Annotated in this window: 19 protein-coding genes; 8 read left to right on the forward strand and 11 right to left on the reverse strand. The window is 65.6% G+C overall.

Annotated features, from left to right (window positions below):
• The first annotated feature begins 23 nt into the window (after window positions 1-23).
• From DK26_RS06565 to DK26_RS06575, 3 genes are all read left to right on the forward strand, one after another.
• Window positions 24-1,046 (forward strand): NADP-dependent oxidoreductase, encoded by a 1,023-nt coding sequence (locus DK26_RS06565; protein ID WP_066469552.1) that lies wholly within the window; start codon window positions 24-26, stop codon window positions 1,044-1,046.
• A complete protein-coding gene (locus DK26_RS06570) occupies window positions 1,043-2,215 on the forward strand; it encodes a CoA transferase (RefSeq protein WP_066469554.1) in 1,173 nt (390 codons plus the stop codon). The genes DK26_RS06565 and DK26_RS06570 overlap by 4 nt, the downstream gene beginning before the upstream one ends.
• A gap of 83 nt (window positions 2,216-2,298) precedes the next feature.
• Window positions 2,299-3,048 (forward strand): FadR/GntR family transcriptional regulator, encoded by a 750-nt coding sequence (locus tag DK26_RS06575; RefSeq protein ID WP_066469556.1) that lies wholly within the window; start codon window positions 2,299-2,301, stop codon window positions 3,046-3,048.
• 9 nt (window positions 3,049-3,057) lie between these two features.
• Here DK26_RS06575 and DK26_RS06580 read toward each other — a convergent pair whose 3' ends face one another.
• Window positions 3,058-3,927, reverse strand: a complete 870-nt coding sequence (locus DK26_RS06580) for a CoA ester lyase (protein WP_066469562.1) — start codon at window positions 3,925-3,927, stop codon at window positions 3,058-3,060.
• A 143-nt stretch (window positions 3,928-4,070) separates the two neighbouring features.
• Here DK26_RS06580 and DK26_RS06585 point away from each other — a divergent pair, with 143 nt between their 5' ends.
• The 5 genes from DK26_RS06585 to DK26_RS06605 are packed head-to-tail and all read left to right on the forward strand — an operon-like array spanning window position 4,071 to window position 9,299.
• Entirely contained in the window at window positions 4,071-5,741 is a 1,671-nt protein-coding gene (locus tag DK26_RS06585; protein ID WP_066469564.1) for an NAD(P)/FAD-dependent oxidoreductase, read from the forward strand.
• Between the two features lie 48 nt (window positions 5,742-5,789).
• The gene (locus DK26_RS06590; RefSeq protein ID WP_184231663.1) at window positions 5,790-6,752 is read left to right on the forward strand and encodes a tripartite tricarboxylate transporter substrate binding protein; all 963 of its coding nucleotides are present in this window, start codon (window positions 5,790-5,792) and stop codon (window positions 6,750-6,752) included.
• A gap of 60 nt (window positions 6,753-6,812) precedes the next feature.
• Window positions 6,813-8,003, forward strand: a complete 1,191-nt coding sequence (locus tag DK26_RS06595; protein WP_198162291.1) for a CoA transferase — start codon at window positions 6,813-6,815, stop codon at window positions 8,001-8,003.
• A 14-nt stretch (window positions 8,004-8,017) separates the two neighbouring features.
• A complete protein-coding gene (locus DK26_RS06600; RefSeq protein ID WP_066469571.1) occupies window positions 8,018-8,791 on the forward strand; it encodes an enoyl-CoA hydratase/isomerase family protein in 774 nt (257 codons plus the stop codon).
• A gap of 31 nt (window positions 8,792-8,822) precedes the next feature.
• Window positions 8,823-9,299 (forward strand): MaoC family dehydratase, encoded by a 477-nt coding sequence (locus DK26_RS06605; RefSeq protein ID WP_066469573.1) that lies wholly within the window; start codon window positions 8,823-8,825, stop codon window positions 9,297-9,299.
• Window positions 9,300-9,526: 227 nt separating this feature from the next.
• Here the strand turns inward: DK26_RS06605 and DK26_RS06610 are convergent, their stop codons facing one another.
• Genes DK26_RS06610 through DK26_RS06655 form a run of 10 tightly spaced genes read right to left on the reverse strand, consistent with a single transcriptional unit; the run spans window position 9,527 to window position 20,035 of the window.
• Window positions 9,527-10,240 (reverse strand): ABC transporter ATP-binding protein, encoded by a 714-nt coding sequence (locus DK26_RS06610; RefSeq protein WP_066469575.1) that lies wholly within the window; start codon window positions 10,238-10,240, stop codon window positions 9,527-9,529.
• Window positions 10,230-10,970 carry an ABC transporter ATP-binding protein gene (locus DK26_RS06615; RefSeq protein WP_066469577.1) on the reverse strand — a complete coding sequence of 247 codons (741 nt, stop codon included), beginning with the start codon at window positions 10,968-10,970 and terminating at the stop codon, window positions 10,230-10,232. Before DK26_RS06615 ends, DK26_RS06610 begins: the two co-directional genes overlap by 11 nt.
• Window positions 10,967-11,866 (reverse strand): branched-chain amino acid ABC transporter permease, encoded by a 900-nt coding sequence (locus DK26_RS06620; RefSeq protein WP_184231662.1) that lies wholly within the window; start codon window positions 11,864-11,866, stop codon window positions 10,967-10,969. The genes DK26_RS06615 and DK26_RS06620 overlap by 4 nt, the downstream gene beginning before the upstream one ends.
• A gap of 41 nt (window positions 11,867-11,907) precedes the next feature.
• Window positions 11,908-12,750, reverse strand: coding sequence for a branched-chain amino acid ABC transporter permease (locus DK26_RS06625; RefSeq protein ID WP_066469581.1), 843 nt, complete (start codon window positions 12,748-12,750; stop codon window positions 11,908-11,910).
• 3 nt (window positions 12,751-12,753) lie between these two features.
• A complete protein-coding gene (locus DK26_RS06630; RefSeq protein ID WP_184231661.1) occupies window positions 12,754-14,145 on the reverse strand; it encodes an ABC transporter substrate-binding protein in 1,392 nt (463 codons plus the stop codon).
• Window positions 14,030-15,466 carry an amidase gene (locus DK26_RS06635; RefSeq protein WP_066469585.1) on the reverse strand — a complete coding sequence of 479 codons (1,437 nt, stop codon included), beginning with the start codon at window positions 15,464-15,466 and terminating at the stop codon, window positions 14,030-14,032. Before DK26_RS06635 ends, DK26_RS06630 begins: the two co-directional genes overlap by 116 nt.
• Window positions 15,467-15,490: 24 nt before the next feature.
• Window positions 15,491-16,819, reverse strand: coding sequence for an aminotransferase (locus DK26_RS06640; protein ID WP_066469589.1), 1,329 nt, complete (start codon window positions 16,817-16,819; stop codon window positions 15,491-15,493).
• Window positions 16,820-16,826: 7 nt separating this feature from the next.
• Complete coding sequence (locus tag DK26_RS06645) at window positions 16,827-17,225, reverse strand: RidA family protein (RefSeq protein WP_083533013.1); 399 nt, start codon at window positions 17,223-17,225, stop codon at window positions 16,827-16,829.
• A gap of 27 nt (window positions 17,226-17,252) precedes the next feature.
• Window positions 17,253-18,020, reverse strand: a complete 768-nt coding sequence (locus DK26_RS06650; RefSeq protein WP_066469591.1) for an IclR family transcriptional regulator — start codon at window positions 18,018-18,020, stop codon at window positions 17,253-17,255.
• Window positions 18,020-20,035, reverse strand: a complete 2,016-nt coding sequence (locus DK26_RS06655; protein WP_066469592.1) for an alpha-ketoacid dehydrogenase subunit alpha/beta — start codon at window positions 20,033-20,035, stop codon at window positions 18,020-18,022. Before DK26_RS06655 ends, DK26_RS06650 begins: the two co-directional genes overlap by 1 nt.
• Window positions 20,036-20,325: the final 290 nt, after the last annotated feature.

Consider the following 20,325-nt stretch of genomic DNA (forward strand, 5'->3'; position numbering starts at 1 on the left):
ATGGTGAGAGCAAGGACAAGCCGATGAAGAACCGCCAGTGGCGCCTCGCCTCCCACCCCCAGGGCATGCCCTCGCTCGACACCTGGAGCCTGCACGACGCGCCGATGCCCGAGCCGGGGCCAGGCCAGATCCTGGTCAGGACGCAATGGCTCTCGCTGGACCCCTATATGCGCGGCCGCATCAGCCCCTCGACGAACTACGCCAAGGGCGTCGCCCTCGGCGAGGTGATGCAAGGTGGCGGGGTCGGCGAGGTCATCGCCTCGAACCACCCGGACTGGAAGCCGGGCGACATCGCCGAGGCGATGGGCTTCGGCTGGCAGGAATATGCGGTGCTGGCGCCGGACCTGCCCGGCGCGGCCAAGGTCAACAAGGTCGACCCGGCGCTCGCCCCGCCGCAGGCGACGCTCTCCTGGCTCGGCATGCCCGGGCTCACGGCCTATATCGGCCTCTTCGAGATCGGCCGGCCGAAGCCGGGGGACACGCTCGTCGTCTCTGCGGCGTCCGGTGCGGTCGGCCAGCTCGTCGGCCAGATCGGCAAGCTCTGCGGCGCCCGCGTCATCGGCATCGCCGGCTCCGACGAGAAGCTCGCCTGGTGCCGCTCCGTCGGCTTCGACGAGACGCTGAACTACAAGACCACCCCTGATCTCGCCAGCGCCCTTGCGGCGCTGGCGCCGGCCGGCATCGACGTCTTCTTCGACAATACCGGTGGACCGATCCACGATGCCGTCATGCGCAACCTTGCCGTCGGCGCGCGTGTCGCTATCTGCGGGCGCATCGCGCTCGCCAATGATTTCGAGCAGGAGGATGTCGGACTGCGCGCCTCCTCCCGCCTGATCGTGACGCGCGCCCTGGTCCAGGGCTTCATCGCCTTCGACTGGTGGCACCGGCGCGGCGAGGCGATGGCGCGGCTCGCCGCCTGGCACGGCGACGGCAAGATCACGACGAAAGAGGATGTCCTGGACGGTTTCGAGCGCATGCCCGAGGCCTTCCTGCGCATGATGACCGGTCGCAATTTCGGCAAGCAGCTCGTACGACTGGTGACGTGAGCGATTCCAGAGCACCAACTCCCCCGCCCTTCGCCGGCATCCGCGTCGTCGACCTCACCGCCATCGTGATGGGGCCGCTGGCGACGCAGCTGCTCGCCGATCTCGGGGCCGACGTCATCAAGATCGAACCGCCTGAGGGCGACATCCTGCGCAAGGCCGGCGCGCCCCCAGGATCGGACCGCGGCCCGCTCTTCGTCCATCTCAACCGCAACAAGCGCAGCGTCGTGCTCGACCTCAAGAAGCCCGACGACCACGCAGCGCTGCTGCGGCTCGTCAGCGGCGCCGACCTCCTGGTCCATTCGATGCGCCCGCAAGCCATGGAACGGCTCGGTCTGGGCTATGAGACGCTGGCCGCGCTCAACCCGCGGCTGATCTATGCCGGCCTGTTCGGCTTCGGCCAGCGTGGCCCCTATGCCGAGCAGGGCGCCTTCGACGACCTGATCCAGGCGATCTCCGGGCTTGCCGAGCTGCTCGGCCGCACCAGCGACGGCCGACCGCGCTATGTGCCCGCCAATCTCGCCGACCGGACGGTCGGTCTCTACGCCTTCGGCCTGATGAGCGCGGCCTTGTTCCAGCGCGAGCGCACCGGCGTTGGCTGCGAACTCGGCATCCCGATGTTCGAGACGCTGGCCAGCCTGCTCTTCGGCGATCATCTCTTCGGCGCGACCTTCACGCCAGCCTCCAGCCCGCTCGGCTATCCGCGCCTGATGGTCCGCGACCGCGGCCCGTTCCCGACCAGGGACGGCTACATCTGCTGCATGATCTACACCGATGCGCAGTGGCGAAGCTTCCTCAAGGTGGTGGGACGCGATCCTGACCTGTCGCGCGACATCCGGCTCTCCGACATGACAGCGCGCACGGTCCACAGCGATGCCCTGTTCGAGATGGTGAGCACGATCACCCGCGACCAGCCGACGGCCCATTGGGTCGCGACATTGCGAAAAGCAGGCCTCACCGCCGTCGCGATGCGCTCACTCGAAGAGCTCTGCGACGATCCCCACCTCGTCGCCACCGGCTTCTTCCAGGACGCGACCTGCCCCGACGGAGAGAAGCTGCGCCTGTTCGGCCCGGTCGGCGACTGGAGCAACTGGCGGCCGGAGCTGCGCCACGCGCCGCCGCATCTGGGCGAACACACACGGGACGTCCTCGATCGGGGGGGATGGCGCTGACCGCGACGCTCGACGGCATTTGCTCTTACCATTAGATCTTTTTTCGTTTATAATCCCGCCTTCTGCCAGCGGAACTGATCGAGATGACGAAGCCGGACGACACTCCGGAGCCGATGCTGGGACGGATTTCCGTTCCGAAATCCTATGAGGTGCTGGCCGACAGGCTACGCCAGACGATCCTCGACGGCTCGCTGGCGGAAGGCGAAAGGCTGCCGACCGAGCGCGAGCTCGTCAGCCAGACAGGGCTGAGCCGGGGCTCGGTGCGCGAGGCGCTGCGCAAGCTCGAGGTCGAGGGCCTGGTCAAGACGAAGCTCGGCCGGCTCGGCGGCAACATCGTCAGCCGCCCCGGCAACGACTCGATGGCGCATGTCATCACCCAGTTCGTCCGTGGCCGCCGGCTCTCCCTGCGGACCTTGCAGGAGACGCGCGAGGCGCTCGAGCCGAGCCTGGCCCGCCTCGCAGCCGAGCATCGCAGCAAGGACGACATCGTCCGGCTGCGCGAACTGAATGCGGAGATGGGACAGGCCCTCGACGATCGCAACCGCTTCGCGGCGATCAACATCGCCTGGCACAACGCCGTCGCGACCGCCAGCCGCAACGACCTGCTCGCCGCCTTCCTCTACGCGATCTCCTACGATGTCGTGGCCTCGACCGTGAGCGAGGAATACGACACGCCGGGCCTGCGTAAGGAGGTGGTGGGCGTGCATGAGCGCATCATCGTCGCGATCGAGGCTGGCGACGGCGACGCCGCTTTCCGGCGCATGGAACGCCACGTCAAGGCGACGCGCGCCAAGACGAGGGCTCGCGAGGACTCCGACCTGCCGCCCGACTAGCCTGGCGGTTCAGCCTTCCGCCGCTGCGACGATGGCACGGGCCAGCTTGAGATGCGGGATGTCGTACATCTTGCCGTCGATACCGACCGTGCCGATGCCGGGATCGGCATCGAAGGCAGCGACGATCCGCCTGGCCTGCGCCAGATCCTCCGCCGACGGCGAGAAGCAGCGATTGATGGTCTCGACCTGATCGGGATGGATCGCGATGCGGCCGGTGAAGCCGTCGCGCTGCGAAATCCGGCAGCTCTCCTCCAGTCCCGCCGGGTCGCGGAAATCAGCGTAGAGCGTGTCGATGCGCGCGACCTCCGCCGCCGCCGCCGCGAACAGGCACATGCTGCGGACGACACGGTAAGGCTGCGTCCAATCCCCGTCCGGCTGCTTGTTGGCGCTGGAGCCGACCACGGCGCCGAGATCCTCCGCGCCCCAGGTCAGGCCGGCAAGGCGCTCGTGCGCCGGCGCATAGCTGCCGAGATTGAACATCGCGACCGCAGTCTCCGTAGCCACGACAACGATCTTCACCGTGCCGCGTGCCATGCCGGAACGCGTCTCCAGCGCATCGAGATAATGGCCGATGCGCACGATGTCGGCCGCGCCATTGGCCTTCGGCACCATGATGCCGTCGAGCCCCGGCCTCACCACCGCCGAGAGATCCGCGAGTGTCAGCCCGGTATCAAGCGCATTGATCCGGACCCAGAAGCTCCAATTCCGGTGATTGTCCTTCGCGAGCAGCTCCTGGACCAGCTGGCGGGCCTCCGGCTTGCGGGCCGGTGCTACGGAATCCTCGAGATCGAGGATCAGCCCGTCGGCGCCGCTGGCCTGGGCCTTGGCGAATTTCCGCTCGCTGTCGGCCGGAACGAAGAGCAGTGAACGCAGCCTCATCGGATCCTCTCCCTCCTGTCAGGCCGACAGCGTTAGCGCGCTCGGTCGATAATCGTCAAATGGTTTGACCATTTTATATTTTGCTCTAGCCTAGTTGCAACGGACGGCTGAACGCGCCGCCACCAGGCAGGAGGTGACGATCCATGGCGAAGGACGCAGGCGGCGTACATGCCGGTCAAAGCCGCTTCGATGTCGTGATCGTCGGCGCCGGTTTTTCCGGCCTCTACATGCTGCACCGGCTGCGAAGGCTCGGCTTCTCGGTCCACGTCTTCGAGGCGGGCTCGGATGTCGGCGGCACCTGGTACTGGAACCGCTATCCCGGCGCGCGCTGCGACGTGGAGAGCATGCAGTACTCGTACTCCTTCGACGAGGCGCTGCAGCAGGAATGGCGCTGGAGCGAGCGCTTCGCCGGCCAGCCGGAGATCCTGCGCTACATCAACCACGTCGCCGACCGCTTCGACCTGCGCCGCGATATCAGCCTCGATACCCGCGTCGCATCCGCGACCTATGACGAGGACGCCGCCGAATGGACGCTGACGACGCGGGCGGGCGCGCGGATCGCAGCACGTTTCTGCATCATGGCGACCGGCTGCCTCTCCGCCGCTCGCACGCCCGATTTTCCCGGCATGGCCGCCTATCGCGGCCGTATCTTCCACACCGGCCACTGGCCGCATGAGGGCGTCGATTTCAGCGGCCTGACCGTCGGCGTCGTCGGCACCGGCTCGTCGGCGATCCAGGCGATCCCGCTAATCGCGGCGCAGGCCAAGCAGCTCACCGTCTTCCAGCGCACGCCGAACTTCAGCGTGCCGGCGCGCAACTGGGCGATGACGGAAGCCTACGAGCAGTCCTGGAAGAGCGACTATGCCGGGCTGCGCCGCCGCGCCCGCGAGGAGACCCGTTCCGGCACGATCTACGAATTCAGCGACAAGGGCGCGCTCGCCGTCGATGCCGAGGCGCGAGAGCGCGAATATGAGCGGCGCTGGCAGAAGGGCGGCGCCAATTTCATGCACGCCTTCAACGACATACTGGTCGACAAGGCCGCCAACGACACCGCCGCCGATTTCGTCCGCAACAAAATCCGCCAGAGCGTCACCGATCCGCGGACGGCTGAGGCGCTGCTACCTCACGACCATCCCCTCGGGGCCAAGCGCATCTGCGTCGACACCGACTATTACGAGACCTTCAACCGGGGCAATGTCGCCTTGGTCGATGTCCGCGAGGCGCCTATCGAAGGACTGACCGCGGCGGGCCTGCGCGTCGGCGGGCGCGACTACGCCTTCGACGCCATCGTGTTCGCCACCGGTTTCGACGCGATGACCGGCGCGCTCGACGCGATCGACATCCGCGGCTGCGACGGCTCCTCGCTCAAGCAGGCCTGGTCGGCCGGCCCGCGCAGCTATCTCGGCCTGATGAGCGCCGGCTTCCCCAACCTGTTCACCATCACCGGCCCGGGCAGCCCCTCGGTGCTGAGCAACGTCATCGTCTCGATAGAGCAGCATGTCGACTGGATCGCCGACTGCCTCGCGCATCTGCGGCGCAACGGCCTGAACCGGATCGAGGCCGACCGGCAGGCGCAGGAGGACTGGGTCACCCATGTCAACGAGGTCGCCCACCGCACGCTCTATCCGCAGGCGAACTCCTGGTACATGGGGGCGAACATCCCCGGAAAGACCCGCGTCTTCATGCCCTATATCGGCGGCGTCAACGTCTACCGGCAGATCTGCAGCGACGTCGCGGCCGAAGGCTATCGCGGCTTCCGCCTCGCCGCCGCGCCGGCACAGCAAACCAAAAAAGAACAGCACGCAGCGCTCTAGCGCATGCGCGGGAACGATCATCCAGGGAGGTCGGGAATGAAGGGTATCATGGCAAGAGCGCTGCTAGTCGCGGCCGCGCTGGCGGCTGGGCTCGGTGCAACGCAGGCGCTGGGCGAGACCTTTCCGCAGCGCCCGGTCACCCTGATCGTGCCCTTCCCGGCGGGAAGCGCCACCGACGCCGTGGCGCGCAAAGTCGGCGAAGGTCTGCAGCGGCATCTAGGCCAGGGCTTCATCGTCGAGAACAAGGCCGGTGCCGACGGCATCATCGCCGCACGCCAGGTCGCCGGTGCAGCACCTGACGGCTACACCCTGCTGATCACCACCAACACCACCCACGCGGCCAATCCGAGCATCTACCGGCAGTTGCCCTACGATCCGAAGAAGGACTTCGCGCCGATCGGCGGGATCATCCGCATCCCCTACATGCTTGCGGTCCGCGCCGACTTTCCGGCCAGTGACTTCGCCGGTTTCCTGAAGGCGGCGAAGGCGGCCAATCCTCCGCTCTCCTATGGCAGCGGCAACACCGGCGGCCGGGCCTCGGGCGAACTGCTGAAGTCGCTGCTCGGCTTCGACATGGTCAACGTGCCCTATCGCGGTACGCCCCAGGCGATGACCGACCTGATCGGCGGCCGCATCGACGTCTTCTTTCCGGACCCCGCCAGCGCGCTCGGCATGGTGCAGGAGAAGAGATTCAAGGTGCTGGCGGTGACCGGGCCGAAGCGCATCGCGAGCCTGCCCGAGCTGCCGACGCTGATGGAACTCGGCGTCCGCGACTTCAACATCGTCGCCTGGGTCGCCGCCTTCGCGCCGGCCGGCACGCCGCAACCGGTGGTGCAGAAGCTCAATACCGCGCTCAACACGCTGCTGCGCGAGCCGGAGATGATCGCCTTCGTCAACCAGATCGGCTCGGAGATCCTCTCGACCAGCCCGGCTGAGCTCGGGACCTTCGTCGAGGAGGACGCCAGACGCTGGGTCGACCTCGTCGAGATCGCGAAGATCGAGCGCAAATAAGCGCCGGCGCTCACTCGGACAGCAAGTGAAGGCGCCCTGTCAGGGCGTGGGAGACAGATTGTGGTCAAGCCACTCCAAGGTGTGAAAGTTCTCGACCTCAGCAAGGTCCTCGCCGGCCCGCTCTGCGCCCAGTATCTCGGCGAGATGGGCGCCGACATCATCAAGGTCGAGCCTGTCGGCACCGGCGACGAGACGCGCGGCTGGCCGCCCTTCCGTGCCCCGGGGCTCGGCGCCGTCTTCCTGAGCGCCAATCGCAACAAGCGCAGCATCGCGGTCGACCTCAAGACCGACCAAGGCCGGGCGATCGTACATCGCCTGGCCGAGACGGCGGATGTCGCGATCGAGAGTTTCAGCACCGGCGTCGCCGAACGGCTCGGCATCGACGCGCCGACCCTGCAGGCCCTCAATCCGCGCCTGATCCATTGCAGCATCTCCGGCTTCGGCCGGACCGGCCCGATGCGCGATGCGCCCGGCTACGACGTGATCCTGCAGGCCTTCTGCGGAGTGATGGCGCTGACGGGCGACGCGGCCGGCGGCCATATCCGCTCCCCGATCTCGCCGATCGACCAGATGACCGGCACGCATGCGCTGAGCGGCATCCTCGCTTTGCTCTACCAGCGCGAGCTCACCGGACAGGGCGGCACCGTCAACGTCTCGCTCTACGACACGGCGATGGGCCTGCTCGGCTACAACCTCCAGACCTTCTGGGAAAAGGGCGTGCAGCCGGCGAAATGCGGCTCGAGCCACGAATCGCTCTGCCCCTACCAGGCCTTCGAGGCCGCGGACGGGCCGATCATGCTCGGCGTCGCCAACGACAATCTCTGGCGCAAATTCTGCGCCGCCGCCGGCCTGCATGAAATCGTCGACCATCCGGACTTCCGCAGCAATGCTGACCGGGTCAGGAACCGGGCGAGGACGCTGGCCCATGTCCAGGCGGCGCTCGCCCACGGCACGGTCGGCCATTGGCACGAGACCTTCTCGCAAGCTGGTATCCCCTGCTCGCCGATCAACTCGCTGGAGCAGCTGCTCGCCCATCCGCACACGGCCGCCAGCGGCATCGTGATGGAGTACGAGCATCCCAAGGGCGGCGCGCTGAAGGCGATCGGCCAACCCGTGCGCTTCGACGGCAAGCCGCCTGAGCCCGGCCTGCCCCCGCCCGATCTCGGCCAGCATACCGATGCCGTCCTCGCAGAAATCGGGTTTTCCGGATCCGAGATTACGGCGCTGCGCGCAAGCCGCGCGATAGGCTGAACGGGAGAACCTCGATGTCGATCGATCTCGCCATCGACGGAGCGGTCGCGATCGTTACGATCAATCGCCCGGAGCGGCGCAACGCCATGGACGCTGAGCACTATGCCGGCCTGTCCCGGGCCTGGATCGAGGTCCGCGACAATCCGGCGATCCGCACCGCGATCGTCACCGGGGCCGGCGACAAGGCCTTCAGCGCCGGCGCCGACCTGAAGAGCTTCACCGCCGATGCGCCGCCGCTCGCCGACACCCTGCTGACCCAGCAGGGGCAGTTGCTCAACCGTGGCCTGGAAGTCTGGAAGCCGGTCATCGCGGCCGTCAACGGCGCCTGCCTCGGCGGCGGCACCACGCTCCTGCTCGCGACCGATATCCGCATCGCCGTGCGGCACGCGACCTTCTCGGTCTCCGAGGTCAAGCGCGGGCTCTTTCCCGGCAATGGCGGCACACAGCGCCTGATCCAGCAGCTGCCGCATGCGATCGCCATGGAACTTCTCCTGACCGGCGACGGCATCGACGCTGCGACCGCCGAGCGCTGGGGGCTCGTCAACCGTGTCGTCGAGCCGGACGAGCTGATGCCGACCGCACTCGCCTATGCCCGGCGCATCGCCGAGAACGCGCCGCTCGCCGTGCAGGCCGCCAAGGAGCTCGCCCTGCGCAGCCGCGATGTCGATCTCGCCACCGGGCTGAGGCTCGAGCAGCTGATGCTGCGCCTGCTCCAGACCAGCGCGGATGCGCGCGAGGGCTCGGATGCCTTCGGCGAAAAGCGCCCGCCCCGCTTCACCGGCGCCTGACCGGCGCTGCCATCACCCGAGGACACAGATCATGGCAGGCCTCTACTTCGACGAGCTCACTGTCGGGCAGCTCTTCCGGCACGAAATCCGCCGCACCATCACCGAGGCCGACAATGTCTGGTTCAGCGCGCTGACCCACAATCCGGCCTATCTCCACCTCGACGAGGAGTATTGCCGCACGCAGACCGAGTTCGGGCAGCGCATCGTCAACAGCGCCTTCACGCTCGGCCTGATGGTTGGCATCTCGGTCGGCGACACCACGCTCGGCACCGCCGTCGCCAATCTCGGCTGGGACGAGGTCCGGTTTCCGAAGCCGCTTTTCCATGGCGACACGATCAGGGTCGAGACCGAAGTGATCGAGCTCCGCGAGAGCCGCTCGCGCCCGGATGCCGGCATCGTCACCTTCCTGCACCGCGCCTACAACCAGCGCGAGGAACTGGTCGCGCAGTGCCGGCGCAGCGGCCTTCAGCGCAAGCGGCAGGAGAGGCAGGCTCCGCCCACACTCTGATGGACCAGAATTGATCCCGATCAGCGGAGCTTCCCAGCCGCCACGGTAATCGGTCACCGCCTTCCACCCGCGCACAAGCTGACCGCAAGCACGGTGGCTGGAGCGCGCCCTTTTGAGGCACACTCCAGCCAAGCACTCGCCGATGGTCAGCCCCGCACCGACAGCGCTCGCCATATGACCATCTCGCATCGTCATTCTCGGTTCGCGCACGGCGGATCGGGAGCGGCTCACATCCCAAGATAGGCGGCCTTGAGCGATCCGTTGTCGCGGATCATCCGCGGCGGGCCCTCCGCCACGATGCGCCCCTGCTCCATCACATAGAGGCGGTCGGCGAGCTCGATCAGCGCTTCCGCATCCTGTTCCACGATGAGAACCGAGATGCCCTCGTCGGCGATTTTGCGGACGGCCTCAAAGATCTGGACCTTCAGGCCGTGCGCGATGCCGACGGACGGCTCATCGAGGATGAGCACCTTCGGCCGCCCCATGAGAGCCCGTCCGATCGCGACCATCTGCTGCTCTCCACCGGACAATGTCCCGGCGCGCTGGCCGGCGCGCTCGGCAAGCTTGGGGAACAGCGCATGGACTTTCGCCATCATCGCCGCATTGGCGTCGGCAGTGTGTATGAAGCCGCCGAGCTCCAGGTTCACCCGGACCGGCAAGTCCGGAAAGAGCCGTCGCCCCTCCGGGCAATGGCAAAGGCCGAGCCTCACCAGTTCGGGCGCGGCGACGCCTTTCAAGCTCCGCCCCTCGAGAAGGATATCGCCGGAGGCAACATCCATCATGCGCGAGATGCATCGCAGGAGCGTCGTCTTTCCGGCGCCGTTCGCTCCCAGGACCGCCAACAATTCGCCCTGACGCAGATCGAGGGAGACGTCGTCGAGCACGCGGATCCGGCCGTAGCCCGCCACGACATTCCTGACAGTCAGGAGATCAATGCTCATAGGCTCTCTCCCCAAGATAAGCCGACAGGACCTTCGGATGTTTGACGACCTCGGCAGGCGTTCCTTCCGCGACCACTTCACCGGCCACCATCACGATCACGGTTTCGACGAGCTTGAAGAATTCGCGCAGCTTGTGCTCGATGATCAGGACCGTGACCTCTTCCCGGTCGCGGATCTCGTGGATGAGCTGCGATACGGTCTCGATCTCTCCGGCTCCGAGCCCAGCGAAGGGCTCGTCGAGCAAGAGAAGCTTCGGGCGCAGCATCAGGGCGCGCGCGATCTCGAGCCGCCGCAGGTCGCCATAGGTAAGGGACTCCGAGGTCGCCTCCGCCTTCGCCGCGAGGCCGACGCGATCGAGCAGATAGGCCGCCCGCTCACGCGCCTGGCGCCGATCCTGTCCCGCCCCGACGCGCAGGGCCGGCAGCAGGACTGTCTCCTCCACTGTCAGGCCCGCCAGCGGTTTTGCCAGCTGGAACGTCCGGACGAGTCCTCGCCGCGCCAGGAGGTGCGGCGGGAGGTTGGTGATGCGCTCCTGCTGCAGATAGACCTCGCCCGCGCCGGTCTTGGTGAAACCGGTGAGCAGATTGAAGAAGGTTGTCTTGCCAGCGCCATTCGGACCGAGGATGCCGGTGATTGAGCCGGTGCGCACCGCGATCGAGACGTCGCTGACGGCTTTGATGCCGCCAAAGGCGCGCGTGAGGCCGACTGCTCGGAGTATCGGGTCAGTCATGCCAAACGCCCCTTGAGCCAGCGCCAGAACGGATCGACGAAGCCGTGGCGCGTCAGGCGCACCACGACGAGCAGGATCAGGCCGTAGACGAGCAGGCGGTACTCGCCGAAGCCGCGCAGATATTCCACGATCAGGGCGAGGAAGAGCGCCGCGACGGCCGGGCCGTAGATCGTGCCCATGCCGCCGACATAAGCCATGACCACGATGGTTATCGACAGGCCTGAAGAGAGCAGATCGGGCGCCGCGGTCAGTTGATAGCCGGCAAATAACGCCCCTCCCAGCCCGGCGAAGGCAGCGCTGAAGGCGAAGGTCGTGATCTTGTAGGCGTCGACGTCGATGGCGGCCGCCCGGCAGATTGCCTCGTCGGAGCCGATGGCGCGCAGCACAAGCCCGGCATCGGACAGAGCGAAGAGCTTCATCGCGGCGATCGAGACGAAGCCAATGGTCAGGACGAGGTAATAGTAGTCCGACTGGGAGCCCGCCATGGGCAGAATGCCTGACAGGCCCTCCTCGCCGCCCGTCACGCGCCAGAGCAGCAGACAGAGCGTGTGGGCGATGGCCGAGGCGACCAGCGTCGCGAGCGCGAAATAAGGCCCTTGCAGCCGCAGCGTCGGCAATCCGATCAGTGCGCCGAGCGTGCCGCTCACGAGCGGCGCGACGACGATCCCCCAGCCAAGGTCGATGCCGTAGGCCGTGTTGAGATAAGCGGCGGCATAGGCGCCGGCGCCGATGAACAGGCTGTGGCCGAAATTCTCCCGCCCCGTCAGCCCCGAGAGCAGATCCCAGCTGCCGGCCCAGATGGCATAGCAGATGGCGGTGATCAGGATGCCGAGAACATAGTTGTCGCTCGTCAGCAGCGGCACCGCGGCGAGCAGTGCCAGCGCGGCGAGGCTCACGACGCTATCCGTCCGATTAAAGAAGCGCATGGTCGTCCTCCTCATTTGCCGAAAAGTCCGGACGGGCGGACGACGAGCGTGACGAAAACGGCGACGAGGGATACGATCTGCGCCCATTCGGTCGAGACCAGATAGGAGACGATCGTCTCGCTGTAGCCGAGGAGCAGCGCAGCCGCGATGCTCCCGCCGATCGAGCCGAGCCCCCCGACGATGACGACCGAGAAGGCCTTGATCATCGGCATCAGCCCCATCTCGGGCGAGACGGTCTGCATCGGCCCGACGATCGCCGCGCTCAGCGCCGCCATCGCGGCGGAGACGGCGAAGACAACGGCGAAGACCGTGCTGGTCCTTATCCCGACGAGTTGGGCGCCGACCGGATCCTGGGACGTTGCGTAGATCGCCTTGCCGAGCTTCGCCTTGTGCAGGAAGAGCCAGAGCGCACCGATGACGACGATGGCGACAGCGATCAGAAGCAGCCCCTGCGCGCCGATCCGCACGCCGAGCAGCGAGACCGGCCCGTCGAGAATGAGCGGAATGTTGCGCGATTGCGAGCCGAACGTGATCAGCAGAGTCTGCTCCGCAACGATAGACAAGGCCAGCGTCGACATCAGCACCGCCATCGGGCGCGCCCGCAGCGGCTCGACGAAGAAGCGATTGACGATCGCTCCCACGGCGGCGAGGACGGCGATCGCGGCCAGGACTGCAATCGCAGGGGCGGCACCGAACGCGGCGCAGAAGCCGTACATCGCGTAGGCTCCGCAGGCGTAGAAGGCGCCATGGGCGAGGTTGAGGACGCGGGCCACGCCGAAGACCAGCGTGAAGCCGACCGCCATGAGCGCGTAGGACGCGCTACTGGCCGCGCCGTAGAGCAGTATCTCGGCCATGGATCACGGCTTCTTCAGCCAGGGGGCGGAAATCATCGGGCCAGTCGCCAGGTCCTTTGGCCAGATCACGACGCGCCTTCCACCTTCCTGCCACTGGATCCAGAGCGCGTTGACGAGCCCGGGACCGGCGACCAGGTCATGGCGCTTGTCGAAGGTAATCGTGCCACGGACGCCGGTATGACGGGTGTTTTCAAGCGCGCTCACGACCGCGTCGCTCGCGAAGGACCCGGCACGTTTCACCGCATCCGCATAGACATGGACGGCATCGTAGGCGCCTGGCGCCGTGAATTGCGGCTCGCGCCCGAAGCGCGAGACGAACTCGTCCCACCAGGGGATGGTCTTTGCCGTCAGCGGCGCGCGGGTGATGTAGTTGATGGCGGTTTCACTCAGCGACTTCCCGCCGATCCGCTGGAAGAAGTCGGCGTCGAGCGACCCTGTGTCGACGCCGCCCATCTCGACCGGGACGGCCATGTCGTACCACTGCTTCACGAAGAGATCGGAAGGCGTCGCGGCGAGCATCGGGATCATGTACTGGGCGCCGCTTTTTGCGACCTTGCTGAAGAGCGGGGCGAAATCGGGCGTCGCCGGATCGAAGTACTCCTCGAAGACGATCTCCACCCCGGCCGCCTTCGCGATCTCGGCAGCCGGTTCGATCATGTCGCGAGCCCATTTCGCGTTCTCGGCGACGATGGCGACCTTCTTGAAGCCTCGCTCCCCGTAGACTTTGCCGACGATGAAGTCGCCGATCGACTTGGAGATGTCGATGGAACTCAGCGGATTGACCCGGAAGATGTACTTATACGCAGCGTAGTTTTTCTCCACCATGTCTTGGATGGCCGGCGCCGATGCACCGACACCGAGATATATCGTCTTTGCGCGGGACAGATGTGGAAGCTGTGCCAGCGTGATGCCCGAATTGTAGCCGCCGACGACGACATCGACCTTCTCACTGATCAGCTTGTTGATGGCACCGACGCCTTCATTGGTCGTCTTCCCCTCATCGGCCACGACGAGTTCGATCTTCCGCCCGGCAAGGCCCCCGGCGGCATTGATCTCGTCGGCCGCCATCTGCGCGGCCGAGACCGTATCCTTGCCACGATCGAGCTGAATTGCTGTCGCAATACCGATCTTCACGGGTTTGTCGGAAGTTTGGGCGAGAGCCACCGAACTCGATAGAGCGGCAAACACGCCGATCGCGAGCTTGATGCGTGTTTTCTGCATTTCTGTTCCCCTCATTTTTTCAGCTTGTTGAATTGCGTTGAACCGCTTCGTCCTCTCCTCAGGGAGAAAGCGGTTCTCCCGGGCGCAGCGACGCCCAATCGAGGGCGGCTTCGATTTCGGCCGAGACCGACAGGATGAGCGCTTCGGATCCGAGCGGCCCCGTGAGCTGGACACCGATGGGGAGTCCGCTGTCAGCCCAGAAGGTGGGCAAGCTCGCCGCTGGGAGACCGCAGACATTCGCCGGCGCGGTGAAGGCGAAGGAGTCGATCACACGGCGATACGCCTCCTCGTCACTTGAATTCCTCGGGTCGAAGAAGCCGAGGCGCGGAGGGGGAAAGGTCACCGTAGGCGTCAGCCAGAGATCGAAGCTCTCGAAGAAGGCGCCGAAGCTGCGTGTGAGACTTTGGAAGGTAACGAGGTCCTGGATGTAATCGACTGCGAGGCGATTGCGGCCGAGGCGGAAGATGTGCTGGTTGAGCGGCTCGAGCTCGGCGGCCAGGACGTCGACGTCGACCGCGCGCGCCGTGGCCAACGCGGAGAGCGCTCTGGCGATGGTCATCGGCCAGAAGCTCGCCAGGGCGTTGCGAAACACCTCCGCATCGGCGCGCGGCCTGGCGATCTCGATCACATGGCCTTCCGCCTCGAGAAGCCGGGCTGCCTCCTCGACAGCGCGGCGGCAATCCGGAGCGAGTTCAGTTTCAAACAGCGCTTCATACGAAACGGCGATCCGAAGGCGGCGTGGCGGCTGCTTCGTCGCGGCCAGGAAGGAGCCGTTGTCCTCGGTCGTCACGTAAGGGTCGCCGGGCATGCCGCCGGCCGTGGCGTCGAGTACGGCGGCGCTGTCGCGGACCGAGCGGGTCACCACATGCTCGGCGGTGATGCCGCCGATGGATTCGCCGACATCCGGTCCCAGCGTGATGCGCCCTCGCGAAGGCTTCAGCCCGTAAAGCCCACAAAAGGCTGCCGGAATTCGCGTCGAGCCGGCGCCGTCATTGGCATGGGCGATGGACACCATGCCGGCTGCGACGGCCGCGGCCGAGCCTCCGCTGGAACCGCCGGCGGTATGGCCGAGGTTCCAGGGGTTGCGGGTCGGACCGGTCGACGAAGGTTCCGTGGTGCCGATCGTCACCATTTCAGGCACCGCGGTCTTGCCGAGGGCAACGAAGCCGGCCCGGCGATATCGGGCCATGAGTTCACTGTCGTGATCGATGATGTTGTTGGCCAGCAGCAGGGATCCGCCGATGGTCGGCTTTCCCTGCATGTGACAGTAGAAGTCCTTGACCAGGAACGGGACGCCACGGAACGGCCCGGCCGGCAGCCCGCGACGCGCAGAGGTCAGCGCCTCGTCGAAATAGCGTTGCGTCAGGGCGTTGATCTGAGGGTCGAGGCGTTCGATTCGCCGGATGGCTGCAGCGACGAGTTCGTCGGCACGGATCTGTCGGGTGCGAACGAGTTTCGCCTGCTCGACGCCGTCGAGCCGGAGGATGTCTTCCATAACGATGTCCCGTCTTGTATCGGCTCAGTGCCGGTCCAGCGCGTCGAGAGCCCGATGGAAGCGCCCGAAGAGCTCCTCCAGTTCGCTCTCCGTGATGATCAGAGGCGGACAGATCGCGATCGTGTCCCCAAGGGCCCTGATGATGAGCCCTTCCGACAGAGCGAGATCTAGGAAACGTCTCCCAGTCGCTCCGTCGCCGTGTCCGCGCAGCTCGACAGCCCCCAGCAGCCCGACATGCCGGGAAGCCTCCACCACTTGATGGTTTGCGAGCGAGGCAATCAGGCGCCCGAAAGGCAAAGAGAGCGACCGCACGCGGCCGAGCAGGTCCATCTCCTGATAGATCTGCAGGGTTTCGAGCGCCACGGCGCTCGTGACGGGATGGCCGGCATAGGTGAAGCCATGCCCCAGGACGCCGAGTCGGCTCGCCTCTTCGGCGATGCCCTCGTAGACGGGCCCCGACAGGATCGTCGCGCCGATCGGAAGATATCCGGACGAGATCGCCTTGGCGGCGCTGACCATGTCGGGCTGGAAGCCGAAACTCTGGCAGCCGAACCAGTGGCCCGTGCGGCCGAAGCCGCAGATTACCTCGTCGCTCAGAACGAGGATATCGTGATCGCGCAGCAGATGTTCGACCCGCGGGCAATAGCCTTCCGGCGGGATGATGACGCCGCCGGCCCCCATGACCGGCTCCATGATCATCGCGGCAAGGTTCTCGGCGCCCTGCGCGCGGATCAACTCGGCCAGTTCGTCGATCAGGCGATCGACGAATTGCAGCTCCGTCTCACCAGGCCGCGCATCCCGCCGAAAATCCGGAGCCGAGGCGAATACGACCTCTGCGTTCGGCGAAGCGAAGGCTCCCCTGACAGCCTCGATGCCGCTCAACGCGGCTCCCATGACGGTATTGCCGTGGTAGGCCTTGTGTCGACTGATGATCTTCCGCTTTTCCGGCTTGCCGCGCCCCGCCTGATAGAGCCAGGCGAACTTGATCATCGTATCAACGGCTTCCGAGCCGGAGTTCGCGAAGGAAATCCGGGCATCCGGCATCGGCGCGATCCCGGCAAGGCGCTCGGCTAGAGCGATGGCTCGCGGGTTGGAACGGCGGTTGAAGGTATGGTAGGTCGCGAGTTCGCGCATCTGCTGCGACGCGACATCGGCCAGCCGCTCATTGTCGAAACCGAGCGCTGCGCACCACAGGCTCGACATGCCTTCGATATAGGTTTTGCCGGCCGTATCGGAAACGGTCACCCCATCTCCACGTTCGATGATCAGCGGTCCCATCTCGGCCAGTTGGCGGGGATTGGTCTGCGGATGGAGATGTGATTGCAGGTCCGAGGTGATCAATGCGTTCTGCACGGCGGCCTCAGATGTCCGAGCGAGCAGCGATGCCGTCGACTTCGAGACGCCATTCCGGGCGTCCGAGCTTCGGAACGAGGACAAGAGACATCGCCGGAAAGGGCTCCTTGAGACGGCTGTCGCGGACACGCCTGATTTCCGGCAGGTCGTCGGAGGAAACGACGAAGAAGTTGAGCTTGACGATGTCCTCAGGCCCCATGCCGGCAGCCCTGAGGATCAGGTCGATATTGTCGAAGATGCGGGCGGTCTGGGCGGCCGCGTCAGGTGGAAGTGTACCGTCCCGCTCGACACCGACCTGACCAGCGATATGCAGCGTCCTGGCGCCCGCCGGCACCTCGACGGCATGACTGTAAGGCCCGAAAGCCGGAGCCATCTCTTCGGGACTGAAATGCCTGTTTGATGACATATGACATTATCCCTATGTATTCGTTTGCTAGAGGGCGGAGATGCGCTTGATCGCTGCCGTATAGACCTCGGCATTCTCACGAAAACGCTCGGCCGGCGCAGACAGGGCGATCGAGAAAGGAGAACTTCCTTTCTCCAGCGGCGCGGCCATGCAGCACACCCCCATGGCAAACTCTTCGAGATCGGTGGCGAAGCCTTGCTGACGGATCCGCGTGAACTCCTTGTCGAGTTCCGCCGCCGTGGTCAGCGTGTGATCCGTCAGCCGGATCGAGGGGTGACGGGCCAGATAGTCCCGACGCCTGTCGATCGGCGAATAGGCGAGCAACAGTTTACCTGCCGCTCGCGCATGGGCGTGCTCGTAGTGTCCATGCGGCATCTCGGCCGTCCGCACCGGGTTCGTCCCTGGTGCAACGGACAGCACCACGATCTCTCCTTGAGACCATCCGACGCCGTAGCTGGTCTCGCCCGTTTCCCGGGCGAGGGTCCGCACGAGTTCGTTGAGATAATCCGGCGCCGAGAATTGCCGTTGGAACGGTTCGATCAGGTTCCCGATACGAACACCCAGCCGATACCGACGATCGACATCGCGGGCGATCATCTGAAGATCATCGAGCGTATGCACCAGATGATAGGTCGTCTGCCGTTCGATCCCGATGAGATCGCTGATCTCTCTGACGGTCAGCCCGTTCACGCTCTTCGCGATGGCCTGAAGAATATTCACCGCCCGAACGACCGAATTGATCTGCTGGCGGCCGCCGGAGGCCTCCTTCGTCGACCTTTTGGAAGTCTGTTCCATTATCGTGCCCTCGTCTTTCGCGGCCTCTCGACGACCAATTCCAGGGCGGCGGATCGGATTGCGGCGCTGTTCGGCAACAGGGCCGATTGGAGCACCGGCGAGGCGGGAATGCGAACATCCGGCGTCGCCACACGACGAAACGCGATGCCCTCGGGCAGGCGCTCCAGCAGGCGCGTCACGATCTCGGCGCCGAAGCCGCCCGTCAGATTCGCCTCGTGCACCACCACGACCTTGCCGCCGCATTCCGAGACCGCCTCGCAAATCTGATCGAGATCGAGCGGGGAGAGCCAACGCAGGTCGAGTACGGCTGCCGAAACTCCGTCCTGGGTCAGTTCATCGGCCGCCGCCATGACGGCCGGCAGGGTCGATCCCCAGGTAACGAGACAAATATCGGTGCCGTCACGACGGCGCACAGAGCCCGCGGTCGGCTCGATAGGCGCCGCAAGAGCGACGGGGCCCTTGTCCCGGTACAACGACCGCGATTCGATGATGATCGTCGGATCTTCCGACGCCACTGCAGCACGCAGCATGGAGTAGGCATCCTGCGGTGTTGCGGGCAACCCGACGCGCAAGCCGGGAATATGGCTCAGTAGCGCTTCGAGGCATTGGGAGTGCTGAGCCGTCGAGCCGGGAGTAGCTCCTTGCTGCACGCGCACGACCAGGGGAACGGTTTTCTCGCCCCGCGTGAGATAGCGGATGTTCGCGGCCTGATTGATGATCTGGTCCAGGGCGACGAGCAGGAAGTCGGCCCACATGATCTCGACGACGGGACGCTTTCCCGAGATGGCTGCGCCGACGGCCGAACCGAGGATGGCCGCCTCGGCGATCGGCGTGTCGAAGACACGCTCCTCCCCGAAATCACGCTGGAGATAGCGGGTAGCTCCGAAAATGCCGCCAGCGTGACCGACATCCTCGCCGAAGACGATGACGTCATCCCGCGTTTCGAGCTCCGCTCGTAGAGCGGCGTTGACGGCTTCGATGTAAGCCATTTCTTTCGTTGAGACTTCGGCGGACCCCGGTGGGACCACCTTCGGCCATTCGATTGCGCCGATGACGTGCAGTCGCGCGGTGCTCGGATCCGGCGTCGCACTTTCCTTCGCAAAGGCGACCGCCGCCTCGATCTGCTTGTCGACCCTCTTCCGGATCAGGTCCAACTCGTCGGCGCTGGAAAGCCCCTTCGCGACCAGCGCCTCTTCCAGCCGCAGGATCGGATCGCGCCCGCTCGCATCTTCGCGATCCGCCTTAGGGCGATAATGCTCGATATCGCGGTTGTAGTGGCCCCAGAGGCGGGGAACGGTGCATTCCAGCAGCACCGGACCGTTGCCCCTGACCAGCTCCTCCCGCGCCATCGCGACGGTATCGCGGACAGCGATAGGATCAGTGCCGTCGATCGTTGCGCCCTTGAAGCCGTAGCCGGCTGCCCGGCCGGCTATCCGCTTCGTCTTCAGGATGCGCGAGGTCGGCGTCATCTCCGACCAGGAGTTGTTCTCGCAGACGAAGACGACCGGCAGGCTTCTGCTGGCGGCAAAGACGAGACTCTCGTGCAACGCCCCCTGGCTGGTCGCGCCGTCTCCGAACGACACGACCGTCACGGCGTCGATATCGTTGAGGCGGGCAGCCAGCGCAACGCCGCAGGCGATCGGCCCGCCCGCTCCGACAATCGAATTTTCGCCGATGAAGCGGTGGTTCGGAAAAGTGACGAGAGCGGAACCGGACCGACCTCCGTTCACGCCGGTCGATTTGTGCAGCAATTCCGCCATCAGGCCTTCGACGGAAACGCCGCATTCGAGAGCCCAGCCATGTCCGCGATAGGTCGCGATCACCTGGTCTTCTTCTTCGAGCGCCAAAGCAGCTCCGACGGGAACCGCCTCCTGGCCGGCACAAAGATGCACCGAACCTGCGATCGACGGCTCCTTCTCGATACTCAGATCGTAAGCAGCCTGCTCGAACCGGCGGATCAAGCACATCCGCTCGAAGGCCCGAAGCTGTAGCTCGTAATCGTTTGCGCTGCGCATTCGCCTAAATCCGGCCTCGTTCCGTCAGCCGCCAGTCGCGGCCGAACAAACATGCCCTACCGGCAACTTGAGTCAATAATATTTTTCTATTATCATTATTTTGACAAAACGCCTGCTTTTCGGCGCTGAACTGCGTGTGGGTCGCGCAGCAGCACCGCGGCGCGCTCCAATGCCGGCAACAGCAGATTGGGGCCGTTCGGACGTTGGCTTCCAGAAAGAAGCAGCCTGATGAGGCTGCGATTTCGGCCGGCTCAGGCGTGGCCGTACTTCGCCAAGGCCGGCGAGCGAGA

This window comes from Allobosea sp. WAO (genome assembly GCF_001509835.1).
Taxonomy (GTDB): domain Bacteria; phylum Pseudomonadota; class Alphaproteobacteria; order Rhizobiales; family Beijerinckiaceae; genus Allobosea.

What these genes read in the sequence shown, in the direction of transcription:
- DK26_RS06575 (WP_066469556.1), top strand. Translation starts at nt 2,299, where the DNA reads ATGACGAAGCCGGACGACACTCCGGAGCCGATGCTGGGACGGATTTCC.
- DK26_RS06605 (WP_066469573.1), top strand. Translation starts at nt 8,823, where the DNA reads ATGGCAGGCCTCTACTTCGACGAGCTCACTGTCGGGCAGCTCTTCCGG.
- DK26_RS06615 (WP_066469577.1), bottom strand. Translation starts at nt 10,970, where the DNA reads ATGACTGACCCGATACTCCGAGCAGTCGGCCTCACGCGCGCCTTTGGC.
- DK26_RS06625 (WP_066469581.1), bottom strand. Translation starts at nt 12,750, where the DNA reads ATGGCCGAGATACTGCTCTACGGCGCGGCCAGTAGCGCGTCCTACGCG.
- DK26_RS06645 (WP_083533013.1), bottom strand. Translation starts at nt 17,225, where the DNA reads ATGTCATCAAACAGGCATTTCAGTCCCGAAGAGATGGCTCCGGCTTTC.
- DK26_RS06610 (WP_066469575.1), bottom strand. Translation starts at nt 10,240, where the DNA reads ATGAGCATTGATCTCCTGACTGTCAGGAATGTCGTGGCGGGCTACGGC.
- DK26_RS06650 (WP_066469591.1), bottom strand. Translation starts at nt 18,020, where the DNA reads ATGGAACAGACTTCCAAAAGGTCGACGAAGGAGGCCTCCGGCGGCCGC.
- DK26_RS06565 (WP_066469552.1), top strand. Translation starts at nt 24, where the DNA reads ATGAAGAACCGCCAGTGGCGCCTCGCCTCCCACCCCCAGGGCATGCCC.
- DK26_RS06580 (WP_066469562.1), bottom strand. Translation starts at nt 3,927, where the DNA reads ATGAGGCTGCGTTCACTGCTCTTCGTTCCGGCCGACAGCGAGCGGAAA.
- DK26_RS06590 (WP_184231663.1), top strand. Translation starts at nt 5,790, where the DNA reads ATGGCAAGAGCGCTGCTAGTCGCGGCCGCGCTGGCGGCTGGGCTCGGT.
- DK26_RS06600 (WP_066469571.1), top strand. Translation starts at nt 8,018, where the DNA reads ATGTCGATCGATCTCGCCATCGACGGAGCGGTCGCGATCGTTACGATC.
- DK26_RS06655 (WP_066469592.1), bottom strand. Translation starts at nt 20,035, where the DNA reads ATGCGCAGCGCAAACGATTACGAGCTACAGCTTCGGGCCTTCGAGCGG.
- DK26_RS06585 (WP_066469564.1), top strand. Translation starts at nt 4,071, where the DNA reads ATGGCGAAGGACGCAGGCGGCGTACATGCCGGTCAAAGCCGCTTCGAT.
- DK26_RS06635 (WP_066469585.1), bottom strand. Translation starts at nt 15,466, where the DNA reads ATGGAAGACATCCTCCGGCTCGACGGCGTCGAGCAGGCGAAACTCGTT.